General features: G+C 71.4%; 19 protein-coding genes. 7 read left to right on the top strand and 12 right to left on the bottom strand.

Annotated elements, in window-relative coordinates; all coding sequences use genetic code 11:
* Nucleotides 1-13 precede the first annotated feature (13 nt).
* The 7 genes from IF655_RS05660 to IF655_RS05630 all read right to left on the bottom strand — a co-directional run bounded on the left by IF655_RS05660 (nucleotide 14) and on the right by IF655_RS05630 (nucleotide 6,884).
* Entirely contained in the window at nucleotides 14-1,003 is a 990-nt protein-coding gene (locus IF655_RS05660) for an aldo/keto reductase (RefSeq protein WP_199582444.1), read from the bottom strand.
* A 213-nt stretch (nucleotides 1,004-1,216) separates the two neighbouring features.
* Complete coding sequence (locus tag IF655_RS05655; RefSeq protein ID WP_199582441.1) at nucleotides 1,217-2,443, bottom strand: cytochrome P450; 1,227 nt, start codon at nucleotides 2,441-2,443, stop codon at nucleotides 1,217-1,219.
* A 102-nt stretch (nucleotides 2,444-2,545) separates the two neighbouring features.
* Entirely contained in the window at nucleotides 2,546-3,751 is a 1,206-nt protein-coding gene (locus IF655_RS05650) for a cytochrome P450 (protein WP_199582438.1), read from the bottom strand.
* Nucleotides 3,751-4,368 carry an ATP/GTP-binding protein gene (locus IF655_RS05645; RefSeq protein ID WP_242488568.1) on the bottom strand — a complete coding sequence of 206 codons (618 nt, stop codon included), beginning with the start codon at nucleotides 4,366-4,368 and terminating at the stop codon, nucleotides 3,751-3,753. Before IF655_RS05645 ends, IF655_RS05650 begins: the two co-directional genes overlap by 1 nt.
* Nucleotides 4,349-4,696 carry a DUF742 domain-containing protein gene (locus tag IF655_RS05640; RefSeq protein WP_199582435.1) on the bottom strand — a complete coding sequence of 116 codons (348 nt, stop codon included), beginning with the start codon at nucleotides 4,694-4,696 and terminating at the stop codon, nucleotides 4,349-4,351. Before IF655_RS05640 ends, IF655_RS05645 begins: the two co-directional genes overlap by 20 nt.
* Nucleotides 4,693-5,100: a roadblock/LC7 domain-containing protein gene (locus tag IF655_RS05635; protein ID WP_199582433.1), complete on the bottom strand. Its 408-nt coding sequence runs from the start codon at nucleotides 5,098-5,100 to the stop codon at nucleotides 4,693-4,695. The genes IF655_RS05640 and IF655_RS05635 overlap by 4 nt, the downstream gene beginning before the upstream one ends.
* Nucleotides 5,097-6,884, bottom strand: a complete 1,788-nt coding sequence (locus IF655_RS05630; protein ID WP_199582430.1) for a sensor histidine kinase KdpD — start codon at nucleotides 6,882-6,884, stop codon at nucleotides 5,097-5,099. The genes IF655_RS05635 and IF655_RS05630 overlap by 4 nt, the downstream gene beginning before the upstream one ends.
* Nucleotides 6,885-7,362: 478 nt before the next feature.
* Here IF655_RS05630 and IF655_RS05625 point away from each other — a divergent pair, with 478 nt between their 5' ends.
* A complete protein-coding gene (locus tag IF655_RS05625) occupies nucleotides 7,363-8,223 on the top strand; it encodes a hypothetical protein (protein WP_199583309.1) in 861 nt (286 codons plus the stop codon).
* 76 nt (nucleotides 8,224-8,299) lie between these two features.
* Nucleotides 8,300-11,674, top strand: coding sequence for a pyruvate carboxylase (locus IF655_RS05620; protein WP_199582427.1), 3,375 nt, complete (start codon nucleotides 8,300-8,302; stop codon nucleotides 11,672-11,674).
* A 69-nt stretch (nucleotides 11,675-11,743) separates the two neighbouring features.
* Here the strand turns inward: IF655_RS05620 and IF655_RS05615 are convergent, their stop codons facing one another.
* The 3 genes from IF655_RS05615 to IF655_RS05605 all read right to left on the bottom strand — a co-directional run bounded on the left by IF655_RS05615 (nucleotide 11,744) and on the right by IF655_RS05605 (nucleotide 14,479).
* The gene (locus IF655_RS05615) at nucleotides 11,744-12,199 is read right to left on the bottom strand and encodes a hypothetical protein (RefSeq protein ID WP_199582425.1); all 456 of its coding nucleotides are present in this window, start codon (nucleotides 12,197-12,199) and stop codon (nucleotides 11,744-11,746) included.
* Nucleotides 12,200-12,362: 163 nt separating this feature from the next.
* Complete coding sequence (locus IF655_RS05610) at nucleotides 12,363-13,136, bottom strand: polysaccharide lyase family 7 protein (RefSeq protein WP_199582422.1); 774 nt, start codon at nucleotides 13,134-13,136, stop codon at nucleotides 12,363-12,365.
* Between the two features lie 128 nt (nucleotides 13,137-13,264).
* Nucleotides 13,265-14,479 (bottom strand): chitinase, encoded by a 1,215-nt coding sequence (locus tag IF655_RS05605; RefSeq protein WP_199582421.1) that lies wholly within the window; start codon nucleotides 14,477-14,479, stop codon nucleotides 13,265-13,267.
* A 344-nt stretch (nucleotides 14,480-14,823) separates the two neighbouring features.
* Between IF655_RS05605 and IF655_RS05600 the strand changes: the two genes are divergently transcribed.
* From IF655_RS05600 to IF655_RS05590, 3 genes are all read left to right on the top strand, one after another.
* Nucleotides 14,824-15,915 carry a GNAT family N-acetyltransferase gene (locus tag IF655_RS05600; RefSeq protein WP_199582419.1) on the top strand — a complete coding sequence of 364 codons (1,092 nt, stop codon included), beginning with the start codon at nucleotides 14,824-14,826 and terminating at the stop codon, nucleotides 15,913-15,915.
* Between the two features lie 219 nt (nucleotides 15,916-16,134).
* Complete coding sequence (locus IF655_RS05595) at nucleotides 16,135-18,675, top strand: discoidin domain-containing protein (RefSeq protein WP_199582417.1); 2,541 nt, start codon at nucleotides 16,135-16,137, stop codon at nucleotides 18,673-18,675.
* Nucleotides 18,676-19,023: 348 nt separating this feature from the next.
* Nucleotides 19,024-19,260: a chaplin gene (locus IF655_RS05590; RefSeq protein ID WP_199582415.1), complete on the top strand. Its 237-nt coding sequence runs from the start codon at nucleotides 19,024-19,026 to the stop codon at nucleotides 19,258-19,260.
* Nucleotides 19,261-19,339: 79 nt separating this feature from the next.
* Here the strand turns inward: IF655_RS05590 and IF655_RS05585 are convergent, their stop codons facing one another.
* Together IF655_RS05585 and IF655_RS05580 are read right to left on the bottom strand one after the other, a co-directional pair.
* Complete coding sequence (locus IF655_RS05585) at nucleotides 19,340-20,071, bottom strand: class I SAM-dependent methyltransferase (RefSeq protein WP_199583308.1); 732 nt, start codon at nucleotides 20,069-20,071, stop codon at nucleotides 19,340-19,342.
* A gap of 126 nt (nucleotides 20,072-20,197) precedes the next feature.
* Nucleotides 20,198-21,367, bottom strand: coding sequence for an acyltransferase (locus IF655_RS05580; RefSeq protein WP_199582413.1), 1,170 nt, complete (start codon nucleotides 21,365-21,367; stop codon nucleotides 20,198-20,200).
* 427 nt (nucleotides 21,368-21,794) lie between these two features.
* Between IF655_RS05580 and IF655_RS05575 the strand changes: the two genes are divergently transcribed.
* The gene (locus IF655_RS05575; protein ID WP_199582411.1) at nucleotides 21,795-22,232 is read left to right on the top strand and encodes a Fur family transcriptional regulator; all 438 of its coding nucleotides are present in this window, start codon (nucleotides 21,795-21,797) and stop codon (nucleotides 22,230-22,232) included.
* Between the two features lie 33 nt (nucleotides 22,233-22,265).
* On the top strand, nucleotides 22,266-24,500 hold the full coding sequence (katG, locus tag IF655_RS05570; protein ID WP_199582409.1) for a catalase/peroxidase HPI: 2,235 nt from the start codon (nucleotides 22,266-22,268) through the stop codon (nucleotides 24,498-24,500).
* Nucleotides 24,501-24,599 lie beyond the last annotated feature (99 nt).

Genomic DNA, 24,599 nt, shown 5'->3' with positions numbered 1-24,599 from the left:
CGACCGCGGTCGGTCAGCGGTTCACCGAGCGCATGCCCTCCTCGTCGTAGCGTTCGCCCGAGACCTTGGGGAGTTCCGCGTCGATGCGGGCGAGGTCCTCGGGGGTGAGGTCGATGTCGACGGCGGCGGCGTTCTGTTCGAGGTAGGAGCGGCGCTTGGTGCCGGGGATGGGGACGATGAAGTCGCCTTGGGCGAGGACCCAGGCGAGGGCGAGCTGGGCGGGGGTGACGTTCTTCTCCTCGGCGATCTCCTTGACCTTGGCGGCCAGGCGGAGGTTCGCGGCGAGGTGGGCGTCGGTGAAGCGGGGGTTCTGGCGGCGCCAGTCGTTGGGGTCCAGCTCGTCGGGGGAGGAGAAGCGCCCGGCGAGGAAGCCGCGGCCGAGGGGGGAGTAGGCGACGAAGCCGATGCCCAGCTCGCGGCAGGTCGGCAGCACCTCCGCCTCCACGTCCCGGGACCACAGGGAGTACTCGCTCTGCACGGCCGTGATCGGGTGGACGGCGTTGGCCCGGCGCAGCGTCTCCGCGCTCGCCTCGCTCAGCCCGATGTGCCCGATCGTGCCGTCCGCGACCAGCTCCGCCAGCGCGCCGACCGTCTCCTCGATGGGGACGTTCGGGTCGACCCGGTGCTGGTAGTACAGGTCGATGTGGTCGGTGCCCAGGCGCTCCAGGGAGCCGCGCACGGAGCTGTGCACGTGCTCGGCCGAGCCGTCCTGGGGACCGACGGAGGACATGTCGCCGGGTACGGCGTCGTCCATCCGGTAGTTGAACTTCGTCGCGAGCACATAGGCGTCGCGGTGTCCCCGGATCGCCTCGCCGACCAGGGACTCGTTGGTCAGCGGACCGTACATCTGGGCGGTGTCGAGGAAGTCGATGCCCAGTTCCCGGGCGCGGTGGATGGTGGCGATGCCCTCCTTCTCGTCGGCCGTACCGTAGAACGCGGACATTCCCATACATCCGAGACCGATACTCGAAACCGACAGGTCCCGCAGGTTGCGCTTGCGCATCGTCCAGCCCTTCCGCAGTCGTCATGGCCACCCGTACGGCACGAACCCCCTCCTCCATCTAGCGACGGATCCGCCCGCCCGGCATCCCGTGAAGGGGACACCGGGCGGGCGGCGGGTCGTACCGCGCCGGGTGGTCACGACGCTAGGTGCTGGAGTGCGCTCCAGCGCAAGTCAGCCGGTCGGAAGGGCGAGCCGACCGGGCAGAAGCGCGAGTCAGCCGTTCAGGCGCACCGGCAGCTCGAAGAGGTCGTTCTGGGTGACCACCGGCTTGTTGCGCAGCTCGGCGGCCGGGACCGCGAGGTCCAGGTGCGGGAAACGGGCGTACAGCGCGGGCAGCGCCACGCCCGCCTCCAGGCGGGAGAGCGCCGCGCCCGGGCACACGTGCGGACCGTGGCCGAAGGAGATGTGCCGGTTCCGCGTCTCGCGCGTGATGTCGAACTCCGCGGCGCTCGGCCCGTGCGCCTGCTCGTCGCGGCCGATCGCGCCGTACGACACGATGAGCGCGTCCCCGGCCGGGATGACCTTGTCGCCGACCGGTACGTCCTCGGTGGCGAAGCGGATCAGCACGTGCGAGGTCGGGGTGGACCAGCGCAGGGTCTCCTCGACGACCGCCGACCAGTCGGCCTCGCCGGACAGGACCAGGGCGCGCTGGTCGGGGTGGGTGGAGAGGTTGACCACCGCGTTGACGATCAGGGAGATCGTGGTCTCGTGACCGGCGGCGACCATGAGCTGGAGGGTGGAGACGATCTCCTCGTCGGTGAGGTGGTCGCCGTCCGCCGAGGCGCGGATCAGCGCGCTGGTGAGATCGTCGCCCGGCTCCGCCCGCTTCGCCGCCACGGTCGCCGCCATGATCCCGGCCAGCTCGGTGAGGGTCGCGAGGACCTCGGCGGGCGGGGTCTGGGTGGAGAAGAACTTCTCGAACAGCACCTTCAGGCGCGGGAGTTCGGCGGAGTCGATGCCCATGAGGTCGGCCACCACGAACATCGGCAGCGGGTAGGCGAACGCCGATTTCAGGTCCACCGTCCCGTCACCGGCGGGCAGCGCGTCCAGCAGGTCCTGGGTCAGCTTCTCGATCCGCTCACGCATCAGCTCCACCCGGCGCGGGGTGAGCGCCTGCGCGACCAGGGTGCGCATCCTGCGGTGGTCGGCGCCGTCCACGGTGAGCATCGAACGGCCCGGGTTGGCCAGACCGATCAGCGGCCAGTCGGCCGGGATCTCGCCGCGCCGCCAGGCGCTCCACACGTTGATGTCCTTCACCAGACGCGGATCGGTGAGCAGCGCCTTCGCCTCGGCGTGGTGCGTGACCGCCCACACCGGCACCCCGCCGGGCAGCTCCACGGCGGCGAGCGGACCCGCCGCGCGCAGCGCCGCGCTCTCGCCGTCCAGGTCGGTGACGAAGGGATCGAGGGGGATCGGGGACGTCGCGGTACCGGTCGTCATCGGGACATGCCTCCCAGGGCAGTGGTCGGAGTACTGCGCGTCGCGCCGGGGACGGCCCCGGACCCGGCCGGAGCGGAGAACTCCGGCCGGGGTGACGCGAAATCAGAGGGCGGGTACGGGCGTGAACCGGACGGGCAGCTCGGTCAGCCCCCGCAGCCAGGGCGACGGACGGCGGGTCAGCGACTCGGCGGGCACCGCCAGGTCGATGTCCGGCAGCCGGTCGAGGACCACCTCGATGCCTGTGCGCGCGATCACCTCGGCGATCTCCTGCGCCGGGAACGGGCAGCGGTGCTCGCCGTGCCCGAAGGAGAAGTGCGCGTTGTTGCCGCCGGTCAGCGCCGAGGCGTCGGTGCGCACCTGGGGATCGGAGTTGGCGCCCTGGAGACCGAGCAGCAGCAGATCGCCCGCCCGGATGCGGCGCCCGCCCAGATGGGTGTCGCGGGCGGCCCAGCGCCCGGCCACGTTCTGGGTCGGGGTGTCCTCCCAGAGCACCTCGTTCATCGCCTCGGCGACACTGTTGCGCCCGCCGAACAGCGAGGCGGCGAACCGGTCGTCGGTCAGCATCAGCCGCAGCGAGTTGCCGATCCAGTCGGCGGTCGGCTGGTGACCCGCCGCCATCATGACCATCAGGTCCTGGACCAGCTCCTCCTCGGTGAACCCGCTGCCGTCGGCGAGCATGTCGGAGACGACGTCGTCGGCGGGCTCCTTGGCCCGCTCCGCCACCAACCGGGCCATGGACGACGCCAGATGGGCCTGACCCGCCAGCGCCCGCTCCCGGCCGTCGATCATGTCGTTGAGCGCGGTGACGAGCCCCGGACCCTCGTCGTCCGGGAAGCCGTACAGATGCGCCAGCACCCGTACGGGCAGCAGCCCGGCGTACTGGCCCACCAGGTCCGCCTCGCCCGAGGAGCACAGCGCGTCGATCAGCTCGTCCGCGAACCGCTCTGCCTGGCCGCGCAGTTCGAAGGGGTCCACCGACTCCAGCGCGTTGCTCACCATCGCCGCGCGCTGGCGGTGCCGTTCACCGACGGTGTAGAGGATCGACGGCTGGCGGTGCCCGATCATGGGCAGCAGTGGCCAGTCCTCCGGCACGTTCTCCCACTGGTTCCACAGCTCGGAGTCGCGGCTGAACAGCACCGGATCGCCGGTGACTTGATGCAGCTCGCGGTAGCCGACGACCAGCCAGGCGGGAATGTCGCCGTCGAGCAGCACCGGCACCACGGAGCCGTGGTCGCGGCGCATCTCCCGGTACAGACGGGCGGGTTCGGTCTGGAACCGGGGTCCGCCGAGGGGTACGGCGTCGGCCATCACACCGCCTCCGGGGTCAACGGCCCTGCAGCCACGGCGTATCGGCTGCGCACATGCTCGACCAGGGTGATCAGGACCCGCTTGGCCGACTCGCGGTCGCGGGCGTCGCAGTCGATCAGCGGGACGTCCGGGTCGAGGTCCAGGGCGGCGCGCACCTGCTCGGAGGCGCGCACCGGGCCACCGAAGTCGTTGCAGGCCACGATGAACGGCGTGCCGTGGTGTTCGAGGCGGTCGATGGCGTACCAGGAGTCGTCGATGCGCCGGGTGTCCACCAGCACCACCGCGCCGAGGGTGCCGGAGAACAGCCGGTCCCACAGGAACCAGAACCGCTCCTGGCCCGGCGCCCCGAACAGATACAGCACGTTGTGCGCGTCCAGGGTGATGCGGCCGAAGTCGAAGGCGACGGTCGTCGCGGACTTGCCGCGCACCTGCTCGATGTCGTCCACCGACGCACCGGCCTGCGTCATCGTCTCCTCGGTGTTGAGGGGACGGATCTCGCTGACCGAGCGGACCAGGGTGGTCTTGCCGACGCCGAAGCCGCCCACGACGACGATCTTCAGACCGTTGTCGGCGGAGGCACCCAACGGGGTGCGCGCGTCAGAGGTTGCGGAGTCCAACGAGCACCTGCTCCAGGATGTCGGGGTCGGTGATGGCCGGCCGGTGCGGATGGCGTGCGCTGACGCGCCCCTGGTCCAGCAGATCGCCGAGCAGCACCTTGGTGATGCCGACGGGCAGCCGCAGCTCGGCGGCGATCTCGACGACCGAGGTGGGGAACTCGGTCATCCGCAGGATCGCCACCAGCTCCGACTGCATACCGGGCGTGGCCGCCGACTCGGCGACGACCAGCGTGACCAGGTCGAACGGGTTGTCGGGAGCGGGCCCGACGCGGCCGTGCGTGATCGTGTAGAGACGGTCCGGGGCGTCGTCCCTGCCGGGACGGCTCATGAGGAACGGGGCGGAGCGGTCAGGTGCTCACCGATCTGCTCCACCAGCTCGCTCATGGTGTGCCCCACGACGCCCGGGTCGGCGTCGTCGCTGGTGATCACCGCCAGGTGGGCGCCCGAGCCCGCCTCGACGATGAACAGCACACCGCCGTAGAACTCGGTCATCGCCGAGCGCACCCCGCCGCTGCCGTCCCCGAACTCCACGGACGCGCCCTGCGACAGGGACTGGATGCCCGCGGCGATCGCGGCGAGCTGGTCGGCCTGGTCGACGGACAGCTCGGGCGAGCGGCACAGCTTCAGCCCGTCCCGGGACAGCACGAGCGCGTGCCGCGCACCCGGCGTCCTCTCCAGGAGCCCCTCCAGGAGCCAGGTCAGCTTGTCGTCGGCGGTGGTCGGGCCGGTCATGAAGTGGAGCCTTCCGGGTGCGTGGGGTGGTGCTCGGACGAGGAGGAAGAGGCGGCGGATGTGGTGCCGCCGGGGGTCTCGGTACGGGGGGTGCCCGCGTCGGCGTGCCCGGCGGCGGGGGTGTCGCCCGGGGTGTCCGCCGGGTGACCGTGGGCCGGTGTGTTGCCGGTGTCGCCGCTGCCGCCGGGGGTGTCGTCCGCGGTGGCGCGGGTGCGGGTACGGCGGGGGAGTCCACCGGTGTGGTCGGTGTGGTCGTGAGCGGGGGTGCGCTCCGCGCGGGCGGGGGTGGGGGCGGTAGCGTCCGGTGTCGCGGGGGCGTCGGCGGGGCGCGGGCTGGACTCGGTGCCGGTGCCGGTGCCGGTGCCGGTGTCAGGGCCGGTGGTCGCCCCGCTCGTGCCCGACGGCTCGGCCGAGGCGTCCTTCCCCGCGCCGCCAGCCGGTCGCACCGCCTTCCGGAAGCTCGTGAAGCGGGCCGCGCGGGTCCTGGCCTGGTCCGGGTCGGGGGCGGGGGCGGGGTCCGGGTTCGCGGAGCGGGTCGCGCGGGAGCGTTCGGCCTCCGCCAGGGTGCGTCCTCGGCGGCGGCGCGGGAGCGAGTCCGACTCCTCCGGCTCGGCGTCGACCGGCGCCGGAAGAGCCGTAGGCGGCACCCGCTCCGGCGGGACCGGGCTCGTCAGGATGTCCTGCGGGACCAGCATCAGCACACCCGTGCCGCCGCGCGCCGAGGGCCGGAAGGAGACCTTGAGGCCGTGCTTGCGGGACAGCCGCCCCACCACCGCGAGCCCGAGCCGGGTGCCGGTGAGACCGCCGAGCCCGGACACGTCACCGGTGACCGCCTTCTCCGCGCGGCGCAACTGCACGTCGCCCATCACCAGACCGCTGTCCTCCACGGACACGATGACCCCGGCCGGGACCTCCTCCACGTACACGTGGACCTCGGCGGTCGGCGGCGAGAAGTTGGTCGCGTTGTCGAGGAGTTCGGCCAGCGCGTGCATCACGCCCTCCGCCGCGTGCCCGGCGACGGCGGCGTCGCTGGTGGAGTGCACCCGCACCCGCCGGTAGCCGCCGATGCGTCCCATCGCACCGCGCAGGATGGACTCCATCGCGATCGGCCGCGCCCAACGACGCCCCGAACGCGCCCCGGTGAGCACGGCGACGGAGTCGGCGAGACGCCCCGCCTGGGCCGTGCGGTGGTCGAGGTGGAGCAGATCGGTGAGCACGTCCTCGCCGGTGTGCCGTTCCTCCATCGCGCGCAGGTCGGCCAGCGTCGCGGTGGCGAGTGCCTGCATGCGCGCCGCCGCGTTGGAGGTCGCGGAGACCGCCGCCGCCCGCTCGCGCCGCGCCTGATCCAACTCCGCCCGGACGCCCTCCAGTTCGGAGCGCAGCTCGTCGAGCGAACCGGCGCCCTCCCGCTCAAGGCGCTGCCGCTCCTCCTTGAACTCCACCCGCTGAGCGGCGAGTTCGTTGATGAGCCGCTGCTGTTCCCGGCGCGCGTCCTCCGTCTGCCGGTCGCGCTGCTGGGTGAGCCGGGCGATGTCCCCGGCCGCGCCCTCCAGACGGCGGCGCAGCAGGCGCCCGGTGTGGACGCCGTACACGGCCCCGGTCACGGCGGCCGAGAGCAGGACCGCGGCTGGAATCCCGCACCACAACAGCGCGTTGCGCGCCGGGTCCGGCGCGATCGCCACCGCCGCGGCGAGCGCGAGCGCCGAGAGCGCGGCGGTCGCGGCGAGCGTGGCGGCGAGCGCGCGGAGGGGGGAACGGTCGCCTGATGGCGTGGGCGCGGTCATCGGTCCGGTGTGGTCCTCGCGGCAGATGGCAGATGGCAGATGGCGAAAACGGAACAAAGAGGGAACGGGGAACGAACGGCGGGCGTGCTCGGGGTCGGCTGACGGAAAAACGACTGTCTCGGTGAACCGGCGGTCACTATACGAGAGTTGATGATCAAAGTGGAAAGAAAGCAGCGGCAGTCCATGAAGTGGACGTGCAAACCCGCGCGTTGGCCGTGAACCGGGCGCCCGGGACCGTATCCGCATACGGCACGGAACGCCGGACGCCCCCGGACCGCGCGAGGTTGAGCCCCCGGCGTCCGATTCTTGTCACGCAGCCGCCCCCGCCGAAGATCTTGACGACCGGGCTCCGGCTCGCTGAACTGTGACCGCCGTCCCGCACCCGGGCACGGCCGGGGGAGGGGGCGACGTGCGGGTCGGGGCAGCCGGGAGCGACAGGACGTCGCGTCCCACGAACACCGGCGGGCACGTCCCGGCGATCCGCCCCGCGCTAGCGCGGGGCGCCCGGGGCACCGGACGCGTGCTGCGGGGCGAGTGGCACGCCATCGTCGTCGACCCGGTGCGCAGACTCGCCCACCGGGGGCTCCCGGGACTCCTGCTGGCGTTCGTCGCCGCCTTCGGGGTCATCTTCTTCCACGACCTCGCCCAGCACCCCGCCGGTGCCACCTGGGTGCGCCGCCTCGGCGGCGTCACCGCCGACCTGCCCCTGTGGCTGTCCCTGCTGCGCACCCCCGTCTCGCTCTACGTCCCCGCGCTCGACCTCCCGGTCTGGGCGGGCATCACCCAGCTCTTCCTCGCCTTCGCGCTCGCCGAACTCGTCCTCGGCCGCGCCCGCACCCTCTTCATCAGCTACGCCACCACCCTGGCCGGCACCCTCACCGCCCGCGCGATGATCGCGCTCGGCCCGGACGGCTGGTGGGGACTCGGGCTGCCGCCCGAGGCGGGGCAGGTCCTCGACACCGGTCCCTCGGCGGCGGTCGTCGGCCTGTTCACCTATCTGGCGGTGGTCCGCCGGGCGCCCGTGGTTTTCACTCTGACAGGCGGATCGATGGTGTGGGAGTCCATCGCCATCCCCAACCTCGCGGGCCGCGAACACCTGATCGCCGTGGGCGCCGCCGTCGTCCTGGGCGTCCTGCACACCCACGGTGCCCGGCTGCGTCACCTCCTGCGATCCCTGACCGTACGGCGCACAGAGCCCCCGGCGGCACGGCGCGACACCTCCCTCGCCCCCGCTGCGGTCCCTGCGCCGCCCCCTCCCGCGCCCGCACGCGCGGTCACGTCGGCAGGGCCACGTCAATGTGACGGTTTTCGCACCTCGACCCGGGCGGGCACCCCCTAGTGTTTCCGCGAGATACCGGGGCAGGGCTTGGCTGACACGATGGTGTACGTCGCCGGCAGGCTGAAGGGAATCCGAGATGTTCCGCAAGGTGCTGGTCGCCAACCGGGGAGAGATCGCGATCCGGGCGTTCCGCGCGGCGTTCGAGCAGGGCGCGCGCACGGTCGCCGTGTTCCCGCACGAGGACCGCAACTCGCTGCACCGGCTCAAGGCCGACGAGGCGTACGAGATCGGGGAGCAGGGGCACCCCGTGCGCGCCTATCTCTCCGTCGACGAGATCGTGGCCGCCGCCCGCCGGGCCGGAGCCGACGCCGTCTACCCCGGCTACGGCTTCCTCTCGGAGAACCCCGAGCTGGCCCGCGCCTGCGAGGAGGCGGGCATCACCTTCGTCGGACCGAACGCCGCCACCCTCGAACTCACCGGCAACAAGGCGCGCGCGGTCGCCGCCGCCCGCGCCGCCGGGGTACCCGTCCTCGCCTCCTCCGCGCCCTCCAACGACGTGGACGAACTGGTGCGCGCCGCGGACGAGATCGGCTTCCCGGTCTTCGTGAAGGCGGTCGCGGGCGGCGGCGGGCGGGGCATGCGCCGGGTCGAGGACCCCGCCCAGTTGCGCGAGTCCATCGAGGCCGCCTCCCGGGAAGCCGCCTCCGCCTTCGGCGACCCGACCGTCTTCCTGGAGAAGGCAGTCGTGGACCCCCGCCACATCGAGGTGCAGATCCTCGCCGACGGCGAGGGCAACGTCATCCACCTCTACGAGCGCGACTGTTCGGTCCAGCGCCGCCACCAGAAGGTCATCGAACTCGCCCCCGCGCCCAACCTCGACCCCGCACTGCGCGACCGCATCTGCGCCGACGCCGTCCGCTTCGCCCGCGAGATCGGCTACCGCAACGCGGGCACCGTGGAGTTCCTGCTCGACCGCGACGGCAACCACGTCTTCATCGAGATGAACCCGCGCATCCAGGTCGAGCACACGGTGACCGAGGAGGTCACCGATGTCGACCTTGTCCAGGCCCAGTTGCGCATCGCCGCCGGGGAGACCCTCGCCGACCTCGGACTCTCCCAGGACCGCATCACCCTGCGCGGCGCCGCTCTCCAGTGCCGTATCACCACCGAGGACCCCGCCAACGGGTTCCGCCCCGACACCGGACGGATCAGCGCGTACCGTTCGCCGGGCGGCTCCGGCATCCGGCTGGACGGCGGAACCACCCACGCGGGCACGGAGATCAGCGCCCACTTCGACTCCATGCTGGTCAAACTCACCTGCCGGGGGCGGGACTTCCCGACCGCCGTCGGCCGCGCCCGGCGCGCGGTGGCCGAGTTCCGCATCCGGGGCGTGGCCACCAACATCCCGTTCCTGCAGGCGGTCCTGGACGACCCCGACTTCCGCGCCGGACGGGTCACCACCTCGTTCATCGAGGAACGCCCGCAGCTCCTGACGGCACGTCACTCCGCCGACCGGGGCAGCAAGCTGCTCACCTACCTCGCCGACGTCACCGTCAACAAGCCGCACGGCGAGCGCCCGGAGCTGCCCGACCCGGTCACCAAGCTGCCGGAGGTCCCGGCGGGCGAACCCCCCGCCGGTTCGCGGCAGTTGCTGGTCGACCTCGGTCCCGAGGGCTTCGCCCGGCATCTGCGCGAGTCGCGCACCCTCGGCGTCACCGACACCACCTTCCGCGACGCCCACCAGTCGCTGCTCGCCACCCGGGTGCGCACCAAGGACCTCCTCGCCGCCGCCCCGGTCGTCGCGCACACCCTGCCGCAACTGCTCTCCGTGGAGTGCTGGGGCGGCGCGACCTACGACGTGGCGCTGCGCTTCCTCGCCGAGGACCCCTGGGAGCGGCTCGCCACGCTGCGCGAGGCGATGCCCAACCTCTGCCTCCAGATGCTGCTGCGCGGTCGCAACACCGTCGGCTACACGCCGTACCCCACCGAGGTCACCGACGCCTTCGTGCAGGAGGCAGCCGCCACCGGCATCGACATCTTCCGCATCTTCGACGCGCTCAACGACGTGGACCAGATGCGCCCCGCCATCGAGGCCGTCCGCGAGACCGGCACCGCCGTCGCCGAGGTCGCCCTCTGCTACACCGCCGACCTCAGCGACCCCGCCGAGCGGCTCTACACCCTCGACTACTACCTCCGTCTCGCCGAGCGCATCGTCGAGGCGGGCGCCCATGTCCTGGCGATCAAGGACATGGCGGGTCTGCTGCGCGCGCCCGCCGCGACGAAGCTGGTCACCGCGCTGCGCGGCGAGTTCGGTCTCCCCGTGCATCTGCACACGCACGACACCGCGGGCGGTCAGCTCGCCACCTATCTCGCCGCGATCCAGGCGGGCGTCGACGCGGTGGACGGCGCGGTCGCCTCCATGGCCGGGACCACCTCGCAGCCCTCCCTCTCGGCGCTGGTCGCCGCGACGGACCACTCCGAGCGCCCCACCGGGCTCGACCTCGCCGCCGTCGAGGAGCTGGAGCCGTACTGGGAGAGCGTGCGCAAGATCTACGCCCCCTTCGAGGCGGGTCTCGCCTCCCCGACCGGGCGCGTCTACCACCACGAGATCCCCGGCGGCCAGCTCTCCAACCTGCGCACCCAGGCGGTCGCCCTCGGTCTCGGGGACCGCTTCGAGGAGATCGAGGCGATGTACGCCGCTGCCGACCGCATCCTCGGCCGCCTGGTCAAGGTCACCCCGTCCTCCAAGGTCGTCGGCGACCTCGCGCTGCACCTGGTCGGCGCCGGAGTGTCACCGGAGGACTTCGAGGAGACCCCGGACCGCTTCGACATCCCCGACTCGGTGATCGGCTTCCTGCGCGGCGAGCTGGGCACCCCGCCCGGCGGCTGGCCGGAGCCGTTCCGGACCAAGGCGCTGCGCGGGCGCGCCGAGCCCAAGCCGGTGCCCGAGCTGTCCGCCGAGGACCGCGAGGGGCTGGCCAAGGACCGCAGGCCCACCCTCAACCGGCTGCTGTTCCCCGGGCCCACCCGCGAGTTCGAAACCCACCGCCAGACCTACGGCGACACCGGCGTCCTGGACAGCAAGTCCTTCTTCTACGGGCTGCGCCCCGCCAAGGAGTACGCCGTCGACCTGGAGCCCGGGGTGCGGCTGCTGATCGAACTGCAGGCGGTCGGCGAGGCCGACGAGCGCGGGATGCGCACGGTGATGTCCTCGCTCAACGGCCAGTTGCGCCCCATCCGGGTCCGCGACCGCGCCGCCTCCTCCGACGTCCCGGTGACCGAGAAGGCGGACCGGGCGAACCCGGGCCATGTGGCGGCGCCCTTCGCGGGAGTGGTGACGCTCGCCGCGGCCGAGGGCGACGAGGTGGCGGCGGGGGCGACCCTCGCCACCATCGAGGCGATGAAGATGGAGGCCACCATCACCGCGCCGAAGGCCGGCCGGATCGCCCGGCTCGCCATCAACCGCATCCAGCAGGTGGAGGGCGGCGACCTGCTGGCCGAGATCGTCTGACCCGGCCGGTCGCCGCCCTCCTGCCGAAGGCTCCGGGAGCCCTGCCGCCGCTCCCGGAGCCCGCCGCCCTCAGTCCCAGAGCGGGTACGTCATGACCTGCTTGAACCCGTCGGGGCGCGCGTCCTTGTAGGTCAGGGTCATCCTGGTGAAGTGCTGCACCCCGGGCTCCTTCTTCCACTCGGCCGGGCGGTCGAGCTTCACGGTCACCGGGTAGGACCGGAAGGTGCCCCGGGCGCAGTACGGGTCGCAGTTGTTGACCCAGTTCACACCCTCGGCGCTTGCCTTGCCGTCGTTCCACTTCGTCCAGTGCAGGTCCATCAGACGGCTGTTTCCGTCGCCGCAGGCCAGGATGAAGTCCGTCGGACGCACATCGCGCTGCCACATGCAGTCGACCAGGACGGGCCGGGCAGCGGCCGTGTGCGCGGCGGAATCGTCCGGGGGGCTGGCCGAGGCCGTGGTCATGGCCGCCGTGAGCAGTGCCCCCGCCGCCAGGGTGACCGCCGTTCCCATCAGTGATCCGCGCATGGTCGCTCCCACCTGTAGTGCCGTGTCCGACCGTGTGCGCACCGACGCTACGACCCTTCGCTCAAATGCACCAGTTGCGCAGGTCACACCGTATGTCCGGGTGTGAACCGGGTCACGGAGCGGCCCTCCGGAGGCTGGTGGATCACCTCCGGAGGGCCCTGGATCAGCCGTGGGACACGGTCAGCCCGTAGAAACCGACCTTCGCGCCGTTGGTCGTGCTGTCGGAGGAGGACTGGTTGTAGGACCCGGCCTTGAAGTACTGCCGGTACGGCGAGAACGAGGACGGGATGCCGTAGCGGGTGGTGGTGCCGTTGACGGTCAGCTCGATGGTGTTCCCGCCGGTCACGGCGATGGTGTAGGTCCAGGTCTTGCCGAGGGAGACATGGCCGACCGGGTGCGTGGTCTGGCCGCCGGAGGGGGAGTCCTCGGTGCCGAGCGCGATGTCGCCGTTCGCGCGGTAGTACAGCTCGACCAGCGGCTTGGTGGAGGAGCCGCCCGAGCCCAGGTGGATCTGGCCGACGCACACGTTCTTGGTCACCGAGACCACGCGCAGGGTCGCGCTGAGCCGGTGCGTACCGCCGAGCGCCCAGTCGGCGGCGCTGCCGTCGCGGTTCATCTCGCGCAGCTCCGAGCGCGCGTAGTGGGAGTTGGGTGTGGTGACGCCCTTCTCGGGCGCCCAGAAGGTCATCGCGCCGTCGCGGGTGTCGGTGTAGAAGTACGCGTCCTGGTAGCCGTTCGCGCCGCGCAGCCGGGACGAGGAGATCGTGGTGGGGGAGCCGGGGGAGCCGACCGGCTCCTGGAGCTGCCAGACGGACAGGTCGAAGTTGCCGCCGGGCGCGACGTGGGGGTCGGCCGCCTGGGCGCTGCCGCCGAACGCGCCGAGCGTGAGGGCGAGTGCGGTGGCGGTCGCCGCCGCGAGAAGCCGGGGACGGGTCATGTGGGGGGTCCTCCCGTCGGACCGGACGCGCCCGGAGTTCACGGATATGAACTCCGGGCGCATCCATGGACGTTGACGACCCGGAACGTAAAGGTTCGGACCATCACCGTCAAGAGGTCAGCCGACGGTCAGCAGGAACCCTCGTCCTGCCACGGTCCCCAGTCCGAGCCGTTGGGCGTCTCGTTCTGGGCCCACCACTTGGCCTTCCAGTTGTGCCCGTTGTACGAGACCTCGTCCCCGCTGACGTACACGGCCGACGAACTCCAGGCGCCCTTGCAGGAGTTGCCCGGGTTCGGCGGAGTGGGCGTCGGGGTCGGCGTGGAGCCGGGCGGGGTGGCGCCCGCGAACTTCACCGAGAACTTGGCGAATTCCCAGGCGCTCTGGGCCACGCTGGAGCAGGACCCGGAGGTGCGACCGCCGTTGTCGGCGGGGGAGCACTGGCGGTCCCGGTTCAGCGACCAGAAGGTGAAGCGGTCCATGTGGTGGCTGGTCGCGAAGTCCAGCACCGTCTGGAAGTCCGCCTGGGAGAAGTACTCCCCGGCGTCACTGCGCCCGTTCATCCCGGAGAAGCCCTCGTGCGCGTACGCCGTGGCCTCGTTCCACCCGAAGGTGGACTGCAGGATGCCGTTGAACTTGGTCAGCGCGTCGGTCTGGCTCGTCGCGCCGTTGAAGCCGCCGTCGAAGGGCATGATGGAGAAGTTGTTAGGAGTGAACCCCTGCGACTTCGCCTCCAGCAGCATCTGCTTGCCGAACCAGCCGGTGCCGTCCGCCGTGCCCGGAGTGGTCACGGAGACGTATAGACCGGGGTTGTTCTGCTGGAGGATCTTGGCGGCGCCGATCTCGTTCTTGATGGCCGCGGTGTTCTCGTACTCCGGCTCCTCCAGGTCGAAGTCGATCGCGTGCAGCCCGTACTTGGTGATGACCTGCTGGTACGCGGCCGCCGTGCTCGCCGCGTCGGAACAGGTCTGGCCCAGCTTGGTGCCGCCGTAGCCGCCGATCGAGACGGAGACGTCACCTCCCTTGGACCGGATGGTGTTGATCACCGACTGGACGGCGGTGTCGGAGGAGAGCGACGAGGTGCCGCCCCAGGTCGGGGTGCAGCCACCGCCGTTGGGCGCCAGGATGAAGGCCAACTGGAAAGCCTTGAGCCCGGTGGCGTCCATGATCGCGGCCGCGTCCGGCGGATCGTTGTCCTCCGGCATCAGGTACGGGGCCGCCGCGTACCAGCGGTTGTCGAGGGCGCTGGGTGCACCCGAGGCGCTGCCCGCGGCGAGAGCGGTGGTACCGGCCGCGGCCAGTCCGACCGCGGCGGCCGCGCCCAGACAAGCGCGAAGACGTCCCACTACGTGCCTCCATGGGGGGTGGGGGATGGGGAAGCCCCCAGCCTCTTGGCGTGGCGCCGACTTGGTCTAGTCCAATGCGCACACTTGGACTGGACCAAACGAAGTCTTTACCCGTGCGGAGGATTGACGTCCGTTCTGTGTAAGGCAGTTGGCGAACCGGCCGATCTGCGCGGAACCGTGGCGGAGTGTCGGCCGACTGAGGCACCCTTGACAGGTGCGTACTGTTTCGCGACGTTTGAGCGTCGGCGCAGGGCGGGGGGACGGCGAGAAGATGAGCGGCAACTGGGGTGGGGTGCGCCACGCGGCGCCCGGGGCGGCGGCGCCGGAAGGGCGGTCGATCTGAGGTGGAGATCACCATCCACAGACCCGGCGACCTGACCTCGGCGCTGCGCGGGGCGTGGCACCGGGCGATGGACGAGTCGCCCGAGTACGCCAACCCGTTCCTGGCACCCGAGTTCGCCATCGGGGTCGGCCGCCATCGCGGCGGTGTCCGCGTCGCCGTCCTGCGGGAGGGCGGCGAACCGGTCGGCTTCCTGCCGTACGAGCGCGGTCCGCTCGGGACCGGACGCGCCATCGGTCTCGGGCTCTCCGACTGCCAGGCTCTCGTGCACCGGCCCGGAGTCACGTGGGACACCGGCGAGTTGCTGCGCGCCTGCGGGCTCAGCCTCTTCGAGTTCGACCATCTCGTGCAGGAGCAGCGGCCGTTCGCGCCGTACGTCACCGGCACGTTCGCCTCGCCGGTGATCGACGTGAAGCCCGGCGACGGCACCTATGCCGAATGGCTGCGCGCCACCTACCCGGGGCTCGCCAAGACCACGCTCAAGAAGGAGCGCAGACTCGGACGGGACATCGGCGAGGTCCGCTTCGTCTTCGACGAGCGCGACCCGAAGGCGCTGCGCACCCTCATGCGCTGGAAGTCCGCGCAGTACCGCCGCACGGGCCGGATGGACCGGTTCTCCCGGCCGTGGATCGTGGACCTGACGGACCATCTCTTCCACGTCCGCGCCGAGCATTTCACCGGCGTCCTGTCCGTGCTGTACGCCGGGGACCGCCCGGTGGCCGCCCACTTCGGACCCCGCTCCAGCACCGTCCTGGCCGCCTGGTTCACCGCCTACGACCCCGAACTGCACTACTACTCACCCGGGTTGATGATGCACCTGCGCACCGCCGAGGGCGCCGCGCGCGGCGGGGTGACCCTGGTGGATCTCGGGCGTGGCGACAAGGAGTACAAGGACTGGCTCAAGACCCGCGAACTGCGGGTGGGCGAGGGCTTCGCCGCCCGGCCGCATCCGGTCGCGCTCGCCCAGCGCATGTGGCGCCGCCCGGTGCGGGGTCTGCGCAACACGGTGCTGGCCCATCCCCGGCTGCGCGAACCCGCGGACAAGCTGCTCAGGACGGTGGGCGAACTGCGCACCCAGGGACGCCCGCGTCGCTGAACCGACTTACTTGGCAAGGCAGTTGACGACCGGCCGGACCACACCGCGTGGTCCGGCCGGTCGTTTCGTGGTGTGAACGGCCCGTGGGTGTGAACGCCCCTGTTGCGTAAAGGATTTGAGTTCCGAAGGCTTGCCGCCCGTTTGGTTCATCCCTTAAATCAAAACATGAACTAAGTGGGGAGGCCGGTGTTCCGGCCCCCGAGCCGCAGGAGCCGCCGCATGAGACTGAGATCCCTGGGTGCAGTGTTCGCCGTCACGGCGGCACTGCTCGCCCTGCCCGCCGCCCATCCCTCGGCCCGCGCGGCCGAGACCCCCCTCTCACAGGGACGCACGACCACCGCCTCCTCCGAGGAGAACGCCGGAACCCCGGCAGCCGCCGCCGTGGACGGCGACACCTCCACCCGCTGGTCCTCCGCCGCCACCGACGACCAGTGGCTGCGCGTCGACCTCGGCGCGAGCGCGAGCGTCACCAGCGTGGTCCTGAACTGGGAAGCCGCCTACGGCAAGGACTACAAGCTCCAGATCTCCGACAACGGCACCACCTGGACCGACCTGAAGTCCGTCACCGGCTCCGACGGGGGCACCGACACCGTCGACGTCTCCGGACAGGGCCGCTACGTCCGGATGCTCGGCGTCCACCGGGCCACCCAATGGGGCTACTCCCTCTGGGAGTTCCAGGTGTTCGGCACCTCCGGCGGCAGCCAGTCCGGCTGCGGCACCGCCAACGCCGCGCAGGGCAGGCCCGCCACCTCCTCCTCCACCGAGAGCGCGGACTTCCCCGCCTCCGCCGCCGTCGACGGCAACAACGCCACCCGCTGGTCCAGCCAGGCGTCCGACCCGCAGTGGCTCCAGGTCGACCTGGGCTCGGTCAAGGACCTGTGCGGAGTCGACCTGCGCTGGGAGGCCGCCTACGGCAAGGACTTCCGCATCGAGTCCTCCACCGACGGACAGAACTGGAGCACGCTGAAGTCCGTCACCGGCGCGAGCGGCGGCAACGCCTCCTACACCGTGAGCGGTTCAGGGCGCTACGTCCGCGTCTACGGCACCGCGCGCGGCACGGTCTACGGCTACTCGCTGTGGGAGTTCGCCGTGCACACGGGCACCACCGGCACCCCGCCGGTCCAGGGCGGCGGCGACCTCGGGCCCAACGTCATCGTCGTCGACCCCTCGACGCCGAACCTCCAGCAGAAGTTCGACGACGTCTTCTCCCGTCAGGAGTCGAACCAGTTCGGCTCCGGCCGCTACCAGTTCCTGCTGAAGCCCGGCACCTACAACAACATCAACGCCCAACTCGGCTTCTACACCTCGATCTCCGGTCTCGGGATGAACCCCGACGACACCCAGATCAACGGCGACATCACCGTGGACGCGGGCTGGTTCAACGGCAACGCCACGCAGAACTTCTGGCGTTCGGCGGAGAACCTCGCGATCCGCCCGGTCAGCGGTGACGACCGGTGGGCCGTCGCACAGGCAGCGCCGTTCCGCCGCATCCATGTCCAGGGCGGGCTCAACCTCGCCCCGAACGGCTACGGCTGGGCGTCCGGCGGCTACATCGCCGACTCGAAGATCGACGGCACGGTCGGCCCGTACTCCCAGCAGCAGTGGTACACCCGCGACAGCTCGGTGGGCGGCTGGACCAACGGCGTCTGGAACATGACCTTCACCGGCGTCCAGGGCGCGCCCGCGACCAACTTCGACAGCGGTCCGTACACCACGCTGGACAACACCCCCGTCTCCCGCGAGAAGCCGTTCCTCTACCTCGACGGCAGCACCTACAAGGTGTTCGTCCCCGCCAAGCGCACCAACGCGCGGGGCGTGTCCTGGCCGGCCAACGCGGGCAGCTCGATCCCGCTCGACCAGTTCTACGTCGTCAAGCCCGGAGCGACCGCCGCCACCATCAACGCGGCCCTCGCCCAGGGGCTCAACCTCCTGTTCACGCCGGGTGTCTACCACCTCGACCAGACCATCGAGGTCAACCGTGCCAACACCGTGGTCCTCGGGCTCGGTCTCGCCACCATCGTCCCCGACAACGGCATCGACGCGATGCACGTCGCCGACGTGGACGGCGTGAAGCTCGCCGGGTTCCTCATCGACGCGGGTCCCGTCAACTCCGACACGCTGCTGCGGATCGGCACCCCCGGCTCCACCGCCGACCACTCCGCCAACCCCACCACCATGCAGGACGTGTTCGTGCGCATCGGCGGCGCGGGCCCCGGTCTCGCCACCAACTCGGTCGTGGTCAACAGCAACAACGTCATCATCGACCACACCTGGCTGTGGCGCGCCGACCACGGCAGCGGCGTCGGCTGGGACACCAACCGCGCCGACTACGGGCTGCGCGTCAACGGCAACGACGTACTCGCCACCGGGCTGTTCGTCGAGCACTTCAACAAGTACGACGTGTACTGGGCCGGTGAGCGCGGGCGCACGATCTTCTTCCAGAACGAGAAGGCGTACGACGTGCCCAACGCCGCCGCCGTCACCCACGACGGCATCGTGGGCTACGCCGCCTACAAGGTCGCCGACTCGGTCACCACGCACGAGGCATGGGGGCTCGGGAGTTACTGCAACTTCACCTCCGACCCCTCGATCGTCCAGGCCCACGGCTTCCAGGTGCCGACCGGCTCCGGGATCAAGCTGCACGACCTGCTGGTGATCTCGCTCGGCGGCAAGGGGCAGTACGCCCACGTCGTCAACAACACCGGCGCGCCCACCTCGGGCTCGGACACCGTCCCCTCCAAGGTGACCAAGTTCCCGTAACAGCCACGCGCCGCACTGCGCCGTCCGCGTACGCCGCCTAGGGTGGCGTACGCGGACGGCCCCGTGCCGGACCCGCCGACGGCCCCCGGTCCGGGCGGCCCCGGGAAGGCCGGACGTTCGCGGCAACAGCCGTACCGACCGGTCGACTTCACCCACGGGACGGCGTCCGTCGCCGTCCCGGTCCCGGCGGTCCCCGGCCCGGGGGTCCGGGCGTTCCCGGCGCCCCGGACCGCCTGGTCCGGCCGCCTAACCGCCCCGTCCCTAACGGAGTAGCTGCGCGGGCGCGCCGGGGGAGTTGCCGCTGTGATGGAAGGGTCCTGATCTCGACCAGTGAGGCACCTCATGCGTATGCGTAGCATTGCCACAACGGCCCTTCTCGCGGGCTCCCTTGCCCTCGTCGGCACCACGGCGGCCCACGCCGCGGACCCCGACCCGGTGACCGGTACCGCGGTCGGCAGCCCCGGCGTCGCCTCCGGCAACGTCATCCAGGTGCCGGTCGAGATCCCGGTCAACCTGTGCGGCAACACGATCGACATCGTCGGTCTGCTGAACCCCGCGTTCGGCAACGCCTGCGTCAACTCCTGACGCCCACCGCGAGCCGGCTCCCCGCCCGGGGAGCCGGCTCACGGCTTGTCCGCGCTCGGACCGGGCGGCGCAACAGCGCTCAGGCAGGGCGGCGGAACAGCGCGGTCCACAGGAACGGCAGACCCAGCACGTCCGCGTCCTCGCCCCGCTCCCGCATGGGCCGCAACTCCACCTCCGTGAGGTCCTGGAAGATCCAGCGCAGCGACTCCGCCGTGTACGCCAGCCCGCCGTGCAGCCTGCCGTCCCGGTACAGCTCCGCGTCGGACACCTCCGAGCCCATGTGCCCGGCGGCGAAACAGGTGAGCGCGAAGTGTCCGCCGGGCGCGAGGACGCGGTCCAGGAGCCGGAGATAACTCACGCGCCGGTGCGGCGGCAGATGGTGGAAGCAGCCGGAGTCGTAGACCAGCCCGTACGGGCCGCCGAGCCTCTCCCGGGTCAGTTCGAAGGCGTCGCCCCGGTGGAAGCGCACCTTCGCGCCGGTCTCGCGGGCCCGCTCCTCGCCCCAGGCGACGGCCGTCGGGGACAGGTCGACGGCGTCCACCTCGAAACCGCGCGCCGCCAGGTGCAGCGCGTTGCGTCCCGGTCCGCAGCCCAGGTCCAGCGCGCGGCACGGCTCGATCAGACCCTCGTCCAGGTGGACGACCAGGTTCTCGTCGGGCTTGGCGGGGAAGAACGGCACCGGCCGGGACCGGTCGCCGTAGAACGCGTCCCACCAGGAGGCAGCACCGTCCGTCCAGCGGTCGGCGTCCGGCGCGAACAGACCGTCGAGCAGCCTGAGTACGTCCTCCGTCGTGCGTATGTTCCGCTCCAGCCCGTGCCCGGCGTTCCGGTCCATCAGATCCCCGCCCTTCCTCGGCCGGGCGGCGTCCGAGGCGCGCCGCCCGGCGGAACGGTAGTGCGACCGGTGACCGCCCGCCAGCGGGTATTCCGCCGCTGGTCAGGCGTCGGACGGGACCGGCTCGGGGTCGGCCCTGGGAGCCCGGGACTCTGGGCGGTGACCGCGCAGGAGGAGGCGCCGCGCGGGGCGTTCCACCGCTTCGTAGAGCAGCCAGGACAGCCCCAGCGACAGGGCGAAGGCGGCCGCGGTGACACCGAGCCCGGCGAGCGGGCCGAAGCGCGGTTTGTCGCCGAGCACGGTGATGCCCGCGCGCAGCACCAGCAGATGGATCATGTAGAACGCGAAGGACAGCTCCCCGAGCCGGACGAGTCGGCGGCGCCGCCACAGCGAGGGAAGACCGCGCAGGTCCGCGAGGGCCGCCGCAGGGATCAGGGTGACGAAACCGGCCAGGGTGCAGGCGGTCCCGGTGTAGCCGCCCCGGATCTGCGGGACGAGGAAGTAGCCGAGCAGCGCCAGCGCCAGCGACGCCTCGAGACCGGGTCCGCGCCAGCGCCCGAGCATCACCAGCCGCGCGGTGACCGCGCCGAGCACGAACTCGGGCAGCCGGGCCAGTGGCAGCGAGTACAGCGGCTGGTGCAGCCAGTGGTGGGAGTCGGCCCGCGCCAGCACCAGCACCGCCAGCACCGCGAGCGCGCCGAGGACCACCGCGCCCCGCGCGCTCAGCCGCCGCAGCACCAGGAACAGCGCGGGGAAGGCGGCGTAGAAGAACGCCTCGCAGGCCAGCGACCAGCTCACCGGGTTCAGCGTCTGCCACCAGGGCTGCCACCACGAGTGCACCAGCAGCACGTTGGCCGCCGCCTGCCTCACACGCGGGCGGGGCAGCCCGCTCAGCGTGTACGCCATCACGAACGCGACGACGAGGGTGACCAGGTGCACCGGGTAGACGCGGGCGATGCGCCGCCGCCAGAAACCGAGCGCCCGGTCGCCGGGGCGCGCCGACCACATGAGGACGAAACCGGAGAGCACGAAGAAGAACGACACCCCCGTCGCCCCCGGCCCGAACGCCCAGGCCACCAGGCGGCCCGGCTGTCCGCCGAAGTAGCCGAAGTTGTTCACGTGCAGCCCGAAGACCAGCAGGGCCGCCATCCACCGCAGTCCGGTGAGCGAGGGCAGGGAGGGTCTGGGGGCGGCCGAGGGGGAGGCGGCGGCCGTGGCCGAGCCGGTCCGGTCGGGCGGCGTCCGGGTCGTCCGGGTCGTCGCCGTGCTCATCCGATCACCTGCCGCTGGAGGTTCGCGTGGGGCATGAAGGGGAGCGTTGCCCCGTCCGTGCCCCTCATTCACATCACGCGGGGAACATCACACTGCTGCCGAACGAGACAGCCGCCGCCATGCCACGGATGGCCCGCCCGCCGCACCCGAACGAGTGAGGGCGCGGCGGTTTCGGAAAGCGGTCCCGATGGGCAGGGTGAGGCGCGTGAGGCGACACTCGATACGTGAGGCGCGTCACTCCGTGCGGGGGACCTCCCGGCCCGCCGCTCCCGGGGGTCCGGGCGCGTGGACCCGCGCGGACCCATGATGCGGGGGCCGGACGCCGTTCGCCGTGGACAGGGCGGTGGCGCTCGTCGGAAACCACGAATCAGACTTGGATGACTCGTTTTCTTGAATCTTTCGTGTTTGTGGAGGTAGGTTCGGTGCCATGACCGCATCCCAGCCTCCGACCCCCGCCGCGGAGCTGCGCGGTGCTGGCCTGCGTGTGACCGCGGCCCGCGTCGCGCTGCTGGACGCCGTCCGTGCCGGCGACCACCTCGGTGTCGAGGCCATCGCCGACAAGGTCCGCGACCGCGTGGGCCACATCTCCCTGCAAGCCGTCTACGACGCCCTGCACGCGCTCACCGCGGCAGGGCTCATACGCCGCATCGAACCGGCCGGGAGTCCCGCCCGGTTCGAGGGCCGCGTCGGCGACAACCACCACCACGCCGTCTGCCGGTCGTGCGGCGTCGTCGTCGACGTCGACTGCGCGGTGGGTCACGCACCGTGTCTCACCGCGTCCGACGACCGGGGCTTCGTCATCGACGAGGCCGAGGTCGTCTACTGGGGCACCTGTCCCGACTGTTCCACCGGTCGTACGGCCTGAGTGCCGCGTCCCGTCCGTTTCGGAAGGATTGACATGCCCGACAACAATGAAGCGATCGTCACTGACCCGAAGGACGAGGGAAGCGGCGGCTGCCCGGTGGCCCACGGCGCGACCTCCCTGCACCCCGCCCTCGGCAGCGGCAATGACCGCTGGTGGCCCAAGCAGCTCAACCTGAAGGTCCTTGCCAAGAACCCGCCCGTCGCCAATCCGCTGGGCGAGGAATTCGACTACGCCGAGGCATTCCTGGACCTGGACCTGCCCGCGGTGAAACGGGACATCGCCGAGGTGCTGACCACCTCGCAGGACTGGTGGCCCGCCGACTTCGGCCACTACGGCCCGTTCATCATCCGCATGGCCTGGCACAGCGCCGGTACCTACCGCACCCTCGACGGACGCGGTGGCGGCGGCAGCGGCCAGCAGCGCTTCGCCCCGCTGAACAGTTGGCCGGACAACGCCAACCTCGACAAGGCCCGCCGTCTGCTGTGGCCGGTGAAGAAGAAGTATGGCAAGAACCTCTCCTGGGCCGACCTGATCATCCTCTCCGGCAACGTCGCGCTGGAGACCATGGGCTTCAAGACCTTCGGCTTCGGCGGCGGTCGCGTCGACGCCTGGGAGCCGGACGCCGACGTGTACTGGGGTCCGGAGACCACCTGGCTCGGCGACGAGCGCTACACCGGCGACCGTGAGCTGGACAAGCCGCTGGCGGCCGTCCAGATGGGTCTGATCTACGTCAACCCGGAGGGCCCCAACGGCAATCCGGACCCGATCGCCGCGGCGCGCGACATCCGCGAGACGTTCAGCCGCATGGCGATGAACGACGAGGAGACCGTCGCCCTGATCGCGGGCGGCCACACCTTCGGCAAGACCCACGGCGCGGGCCCGGCGAGCGACGTCGGCCCCGACCCGATGGACGCCCCGATGGAGCAGCAGGGCCTCGGCTGGAAGAGCAGCTACGGCACCGGCAAGGGTCCCGACGCCATCACCTCCGGCCTCGAGGTCACCTGGAACTCCACGCCGATCACCTGGGACGAGAACTTCTTCGCCACCCTGTTCGGCTACGAGTGGGAGCTGACCGAGAGCCCGGCCGGCGCCCACCAGTGGAAGCCGAAGGACGGCGCCGGTGAGGGCACCGTGCCCAGCGCCTTCGACCCGGACAAGAAGATCGCGCCGAACATGCTCACGACGGACCTGTCGCTGCGCTTCGACCCGATCTACGAGCCGATCTCCCGCCGGTTCTACGAGAACCCCGAGCAGTTCGCGGACGCCTTCGCCCGCGCCTGGTACAAGCTGACCCACCGCGACATGGGCCCGAAGTCCCTGCTCCTCGGCCCCGAGGTCCCCGAGGAGACGCTGCTGTGGCAGGACCCGCTGCCGGAGCCGGTCGGACAGCCGATCGACGCCTCCGACGCCACCGCGCTCAAGGGCAAGATCCTCGACACCGGTCTCACCGTGCAGCAGCTCGTCGGTGCCGCCTGGGCCTCCGCGTCCACCTTCCGCGGCAGTGACAAGCGCGGCGGCGCCGACGGCGCCCGCGTCCGCCTGGAGCCGCAGCGCGGCTGGGAGGTCAACGACCCCGACCAGCTCGCCCTGGTGCTGCGCACCCTGGAGGGTGTCCAGCAGGAGTTCAACGCCTCCGCCGGTGACAAGCACGTCTCCCTGGCCGACCTGATCGTCCTCGGCGGCGACGCCGCGGTGGAGCAGGCCGCCAAGGACGGCGGGTTCCCCGTCGAGGTGCCCTTCACCCCGGGCCGCGTCGACGCCTCCCAGGAGCAGACCGACGTCGAGTCCTTCGAGGCGCTCAAGCCCTACGCCGACGGCTTCCGCAACTACGTCGGCAAGGGCAGCAACCCCGGCCGCGCCGAGTACATGCTGGTCGACCGGGCCAACCTGCTCACCCTGAGCGCCCCGGAGATGACCGTCCTCATCGGCGGTCTGCGCGCCCTCGGCGCCACCTACCAGGGCTCCAAGCTCGGTGTCTTCACCGACCGTCCGGGCACGCTGACGAACGACTTCTTCGTCAACCTGCTCGACCTGGGCACCACCTGGAGCTCCACGAGCGACGACCAGGCCACCTTCGAGGGCCGCGACGCGGCCACCGGCCAGGTCAAGTGGACCGGCACCCGTGCCGACCTGGTCTTCGGCTCCAACGCCGAACTGCGCGCCGTCGCCGAGGTGTACGCCAGCGACGACGCCAAGGAGAAGTTCGTCAAGGACTTCGTCGCCACGTGGCACAAGGTCATGAACCTCGGCCGGTTCGACCTCGCCTGATCGGCACCCCGCAGGCGCCCGGGACCGGCCCCCACGGGTCGGACCCGGGCGCCTTCGCCTGCTCCCACCTGGGACGACGCGGCTTTTCCCGTCCCCGAC

The sequence above is a fragment of the Streptomyces sp. DSM 110735 genome (assembly GCF_016482685.1).
Lineage (GTDB): Bacteria > Actinomycetota > Actinomycetes > Streptomycetales > Streptomycetaceae > Streptomyces.
Note: the sequence above shows the minus strand (reverse complement) of the source record. Positions and strands in the feature narration are given on the sequence as shown.

Bases quoted from the DNA above. Each gene is read 5' to 3' on its own strand.
- IF655_RS05610 (WP_199582422.1), bottom strand. From the start codon at position 13,136: ATGACCCGTCCCCGGCTTCTCGCGGCGGCGACCGCCACCGCACTCGCC.
- IF655_RS05630 (WP_199582430.1), bottom strand. From the start codon at position 6,884: ATGACCGCGCCCACGCCATCAGGCGACCGTTCCCCCCTCCGCGCGCTC.
- IF655_RS05660 (WP_199582444.1), bottom strand. From the start codon at position 1,003: ATGCGCAAGCGCAACCTGCGGGACCTGTCGGTTTCGAGTATCGGTCTC.
- IF655_RS05580 (WP_199582413.1), bottom strand. From the start codon at position 21,367: ATGAGCACGGCGACGACCCGGACGACCCGGACGCCGCCCGACCGGACC.
- IF655_RS05590 (WP_199582415.1), top strand. From the start codon at position 19,024: ATGCGTAGCATTGCCACAACGGCCCTTCTCGCGGGCTCCCTTGCCCTC.
- IF655_RS05635 (WP_199582433.1), bottom strand. From the start codon at position 5,100: ATGACCGGCCCGACCACCGCCGACGACAAGCTGACCTGGCTCCTGGAG.
- IF655_RS05640 (WP_199582435.1), bottom strand. From the start codon at position 4,696: ATGAGCCGTCCCGGCAGGGACGACGCCCCGGACCGTCTCTACACGATC.
- IF655_RS05575 (WP_199582411.1), top strand. From the start codon at position 21,795: ATGACCGCATCCCAGCCTCCGACCCCCGCCGCGGAGCTGCGCGGTGCT.
- IF655_RS05615 (WP_199582425.1), bottom strand. From the start codon at position 12,199: ATGCGCGGATCACTGATGGGAACGGCGGTCACCCTGGCGGCGGGGGCA.
- IF655_RS05655 (WP_199582441.1), bottom strand. From the start codon at position 2,443: ATGACGACCGGTACCGCGACGTCCCCGATCCCCCTCGATCCCTTCGTC.
- katG (WP_199582409.1), top strand. From the start codon at position 22,266: ATGCCCGACAACAATGAAGCGATCGTCACTGACCCGAAGGACGAGGGA.
- IF655_RS05595 (WP_199582417.1), top strand. From the start codon at position 16,135: ATGAGACTGAGATCCCTGGGTGCAGTGTTCGCCGTCACGGCGGCACTG.
- IF655_RS05650 (WP_199582438.1), bottom strand. From the start codon at position 3,751: ATGGCCGACGCCGTACCCCTCGGCGGACCCCGGTTCCAGACCGAACCC.
- IF655_RS05620 (WP_199582427.1), top strand. From the start codon at position 8,300: ATGTTCCGCAAGGTGCTGGTCGCCAACCGGGGAGAGATCGCGATCCGG.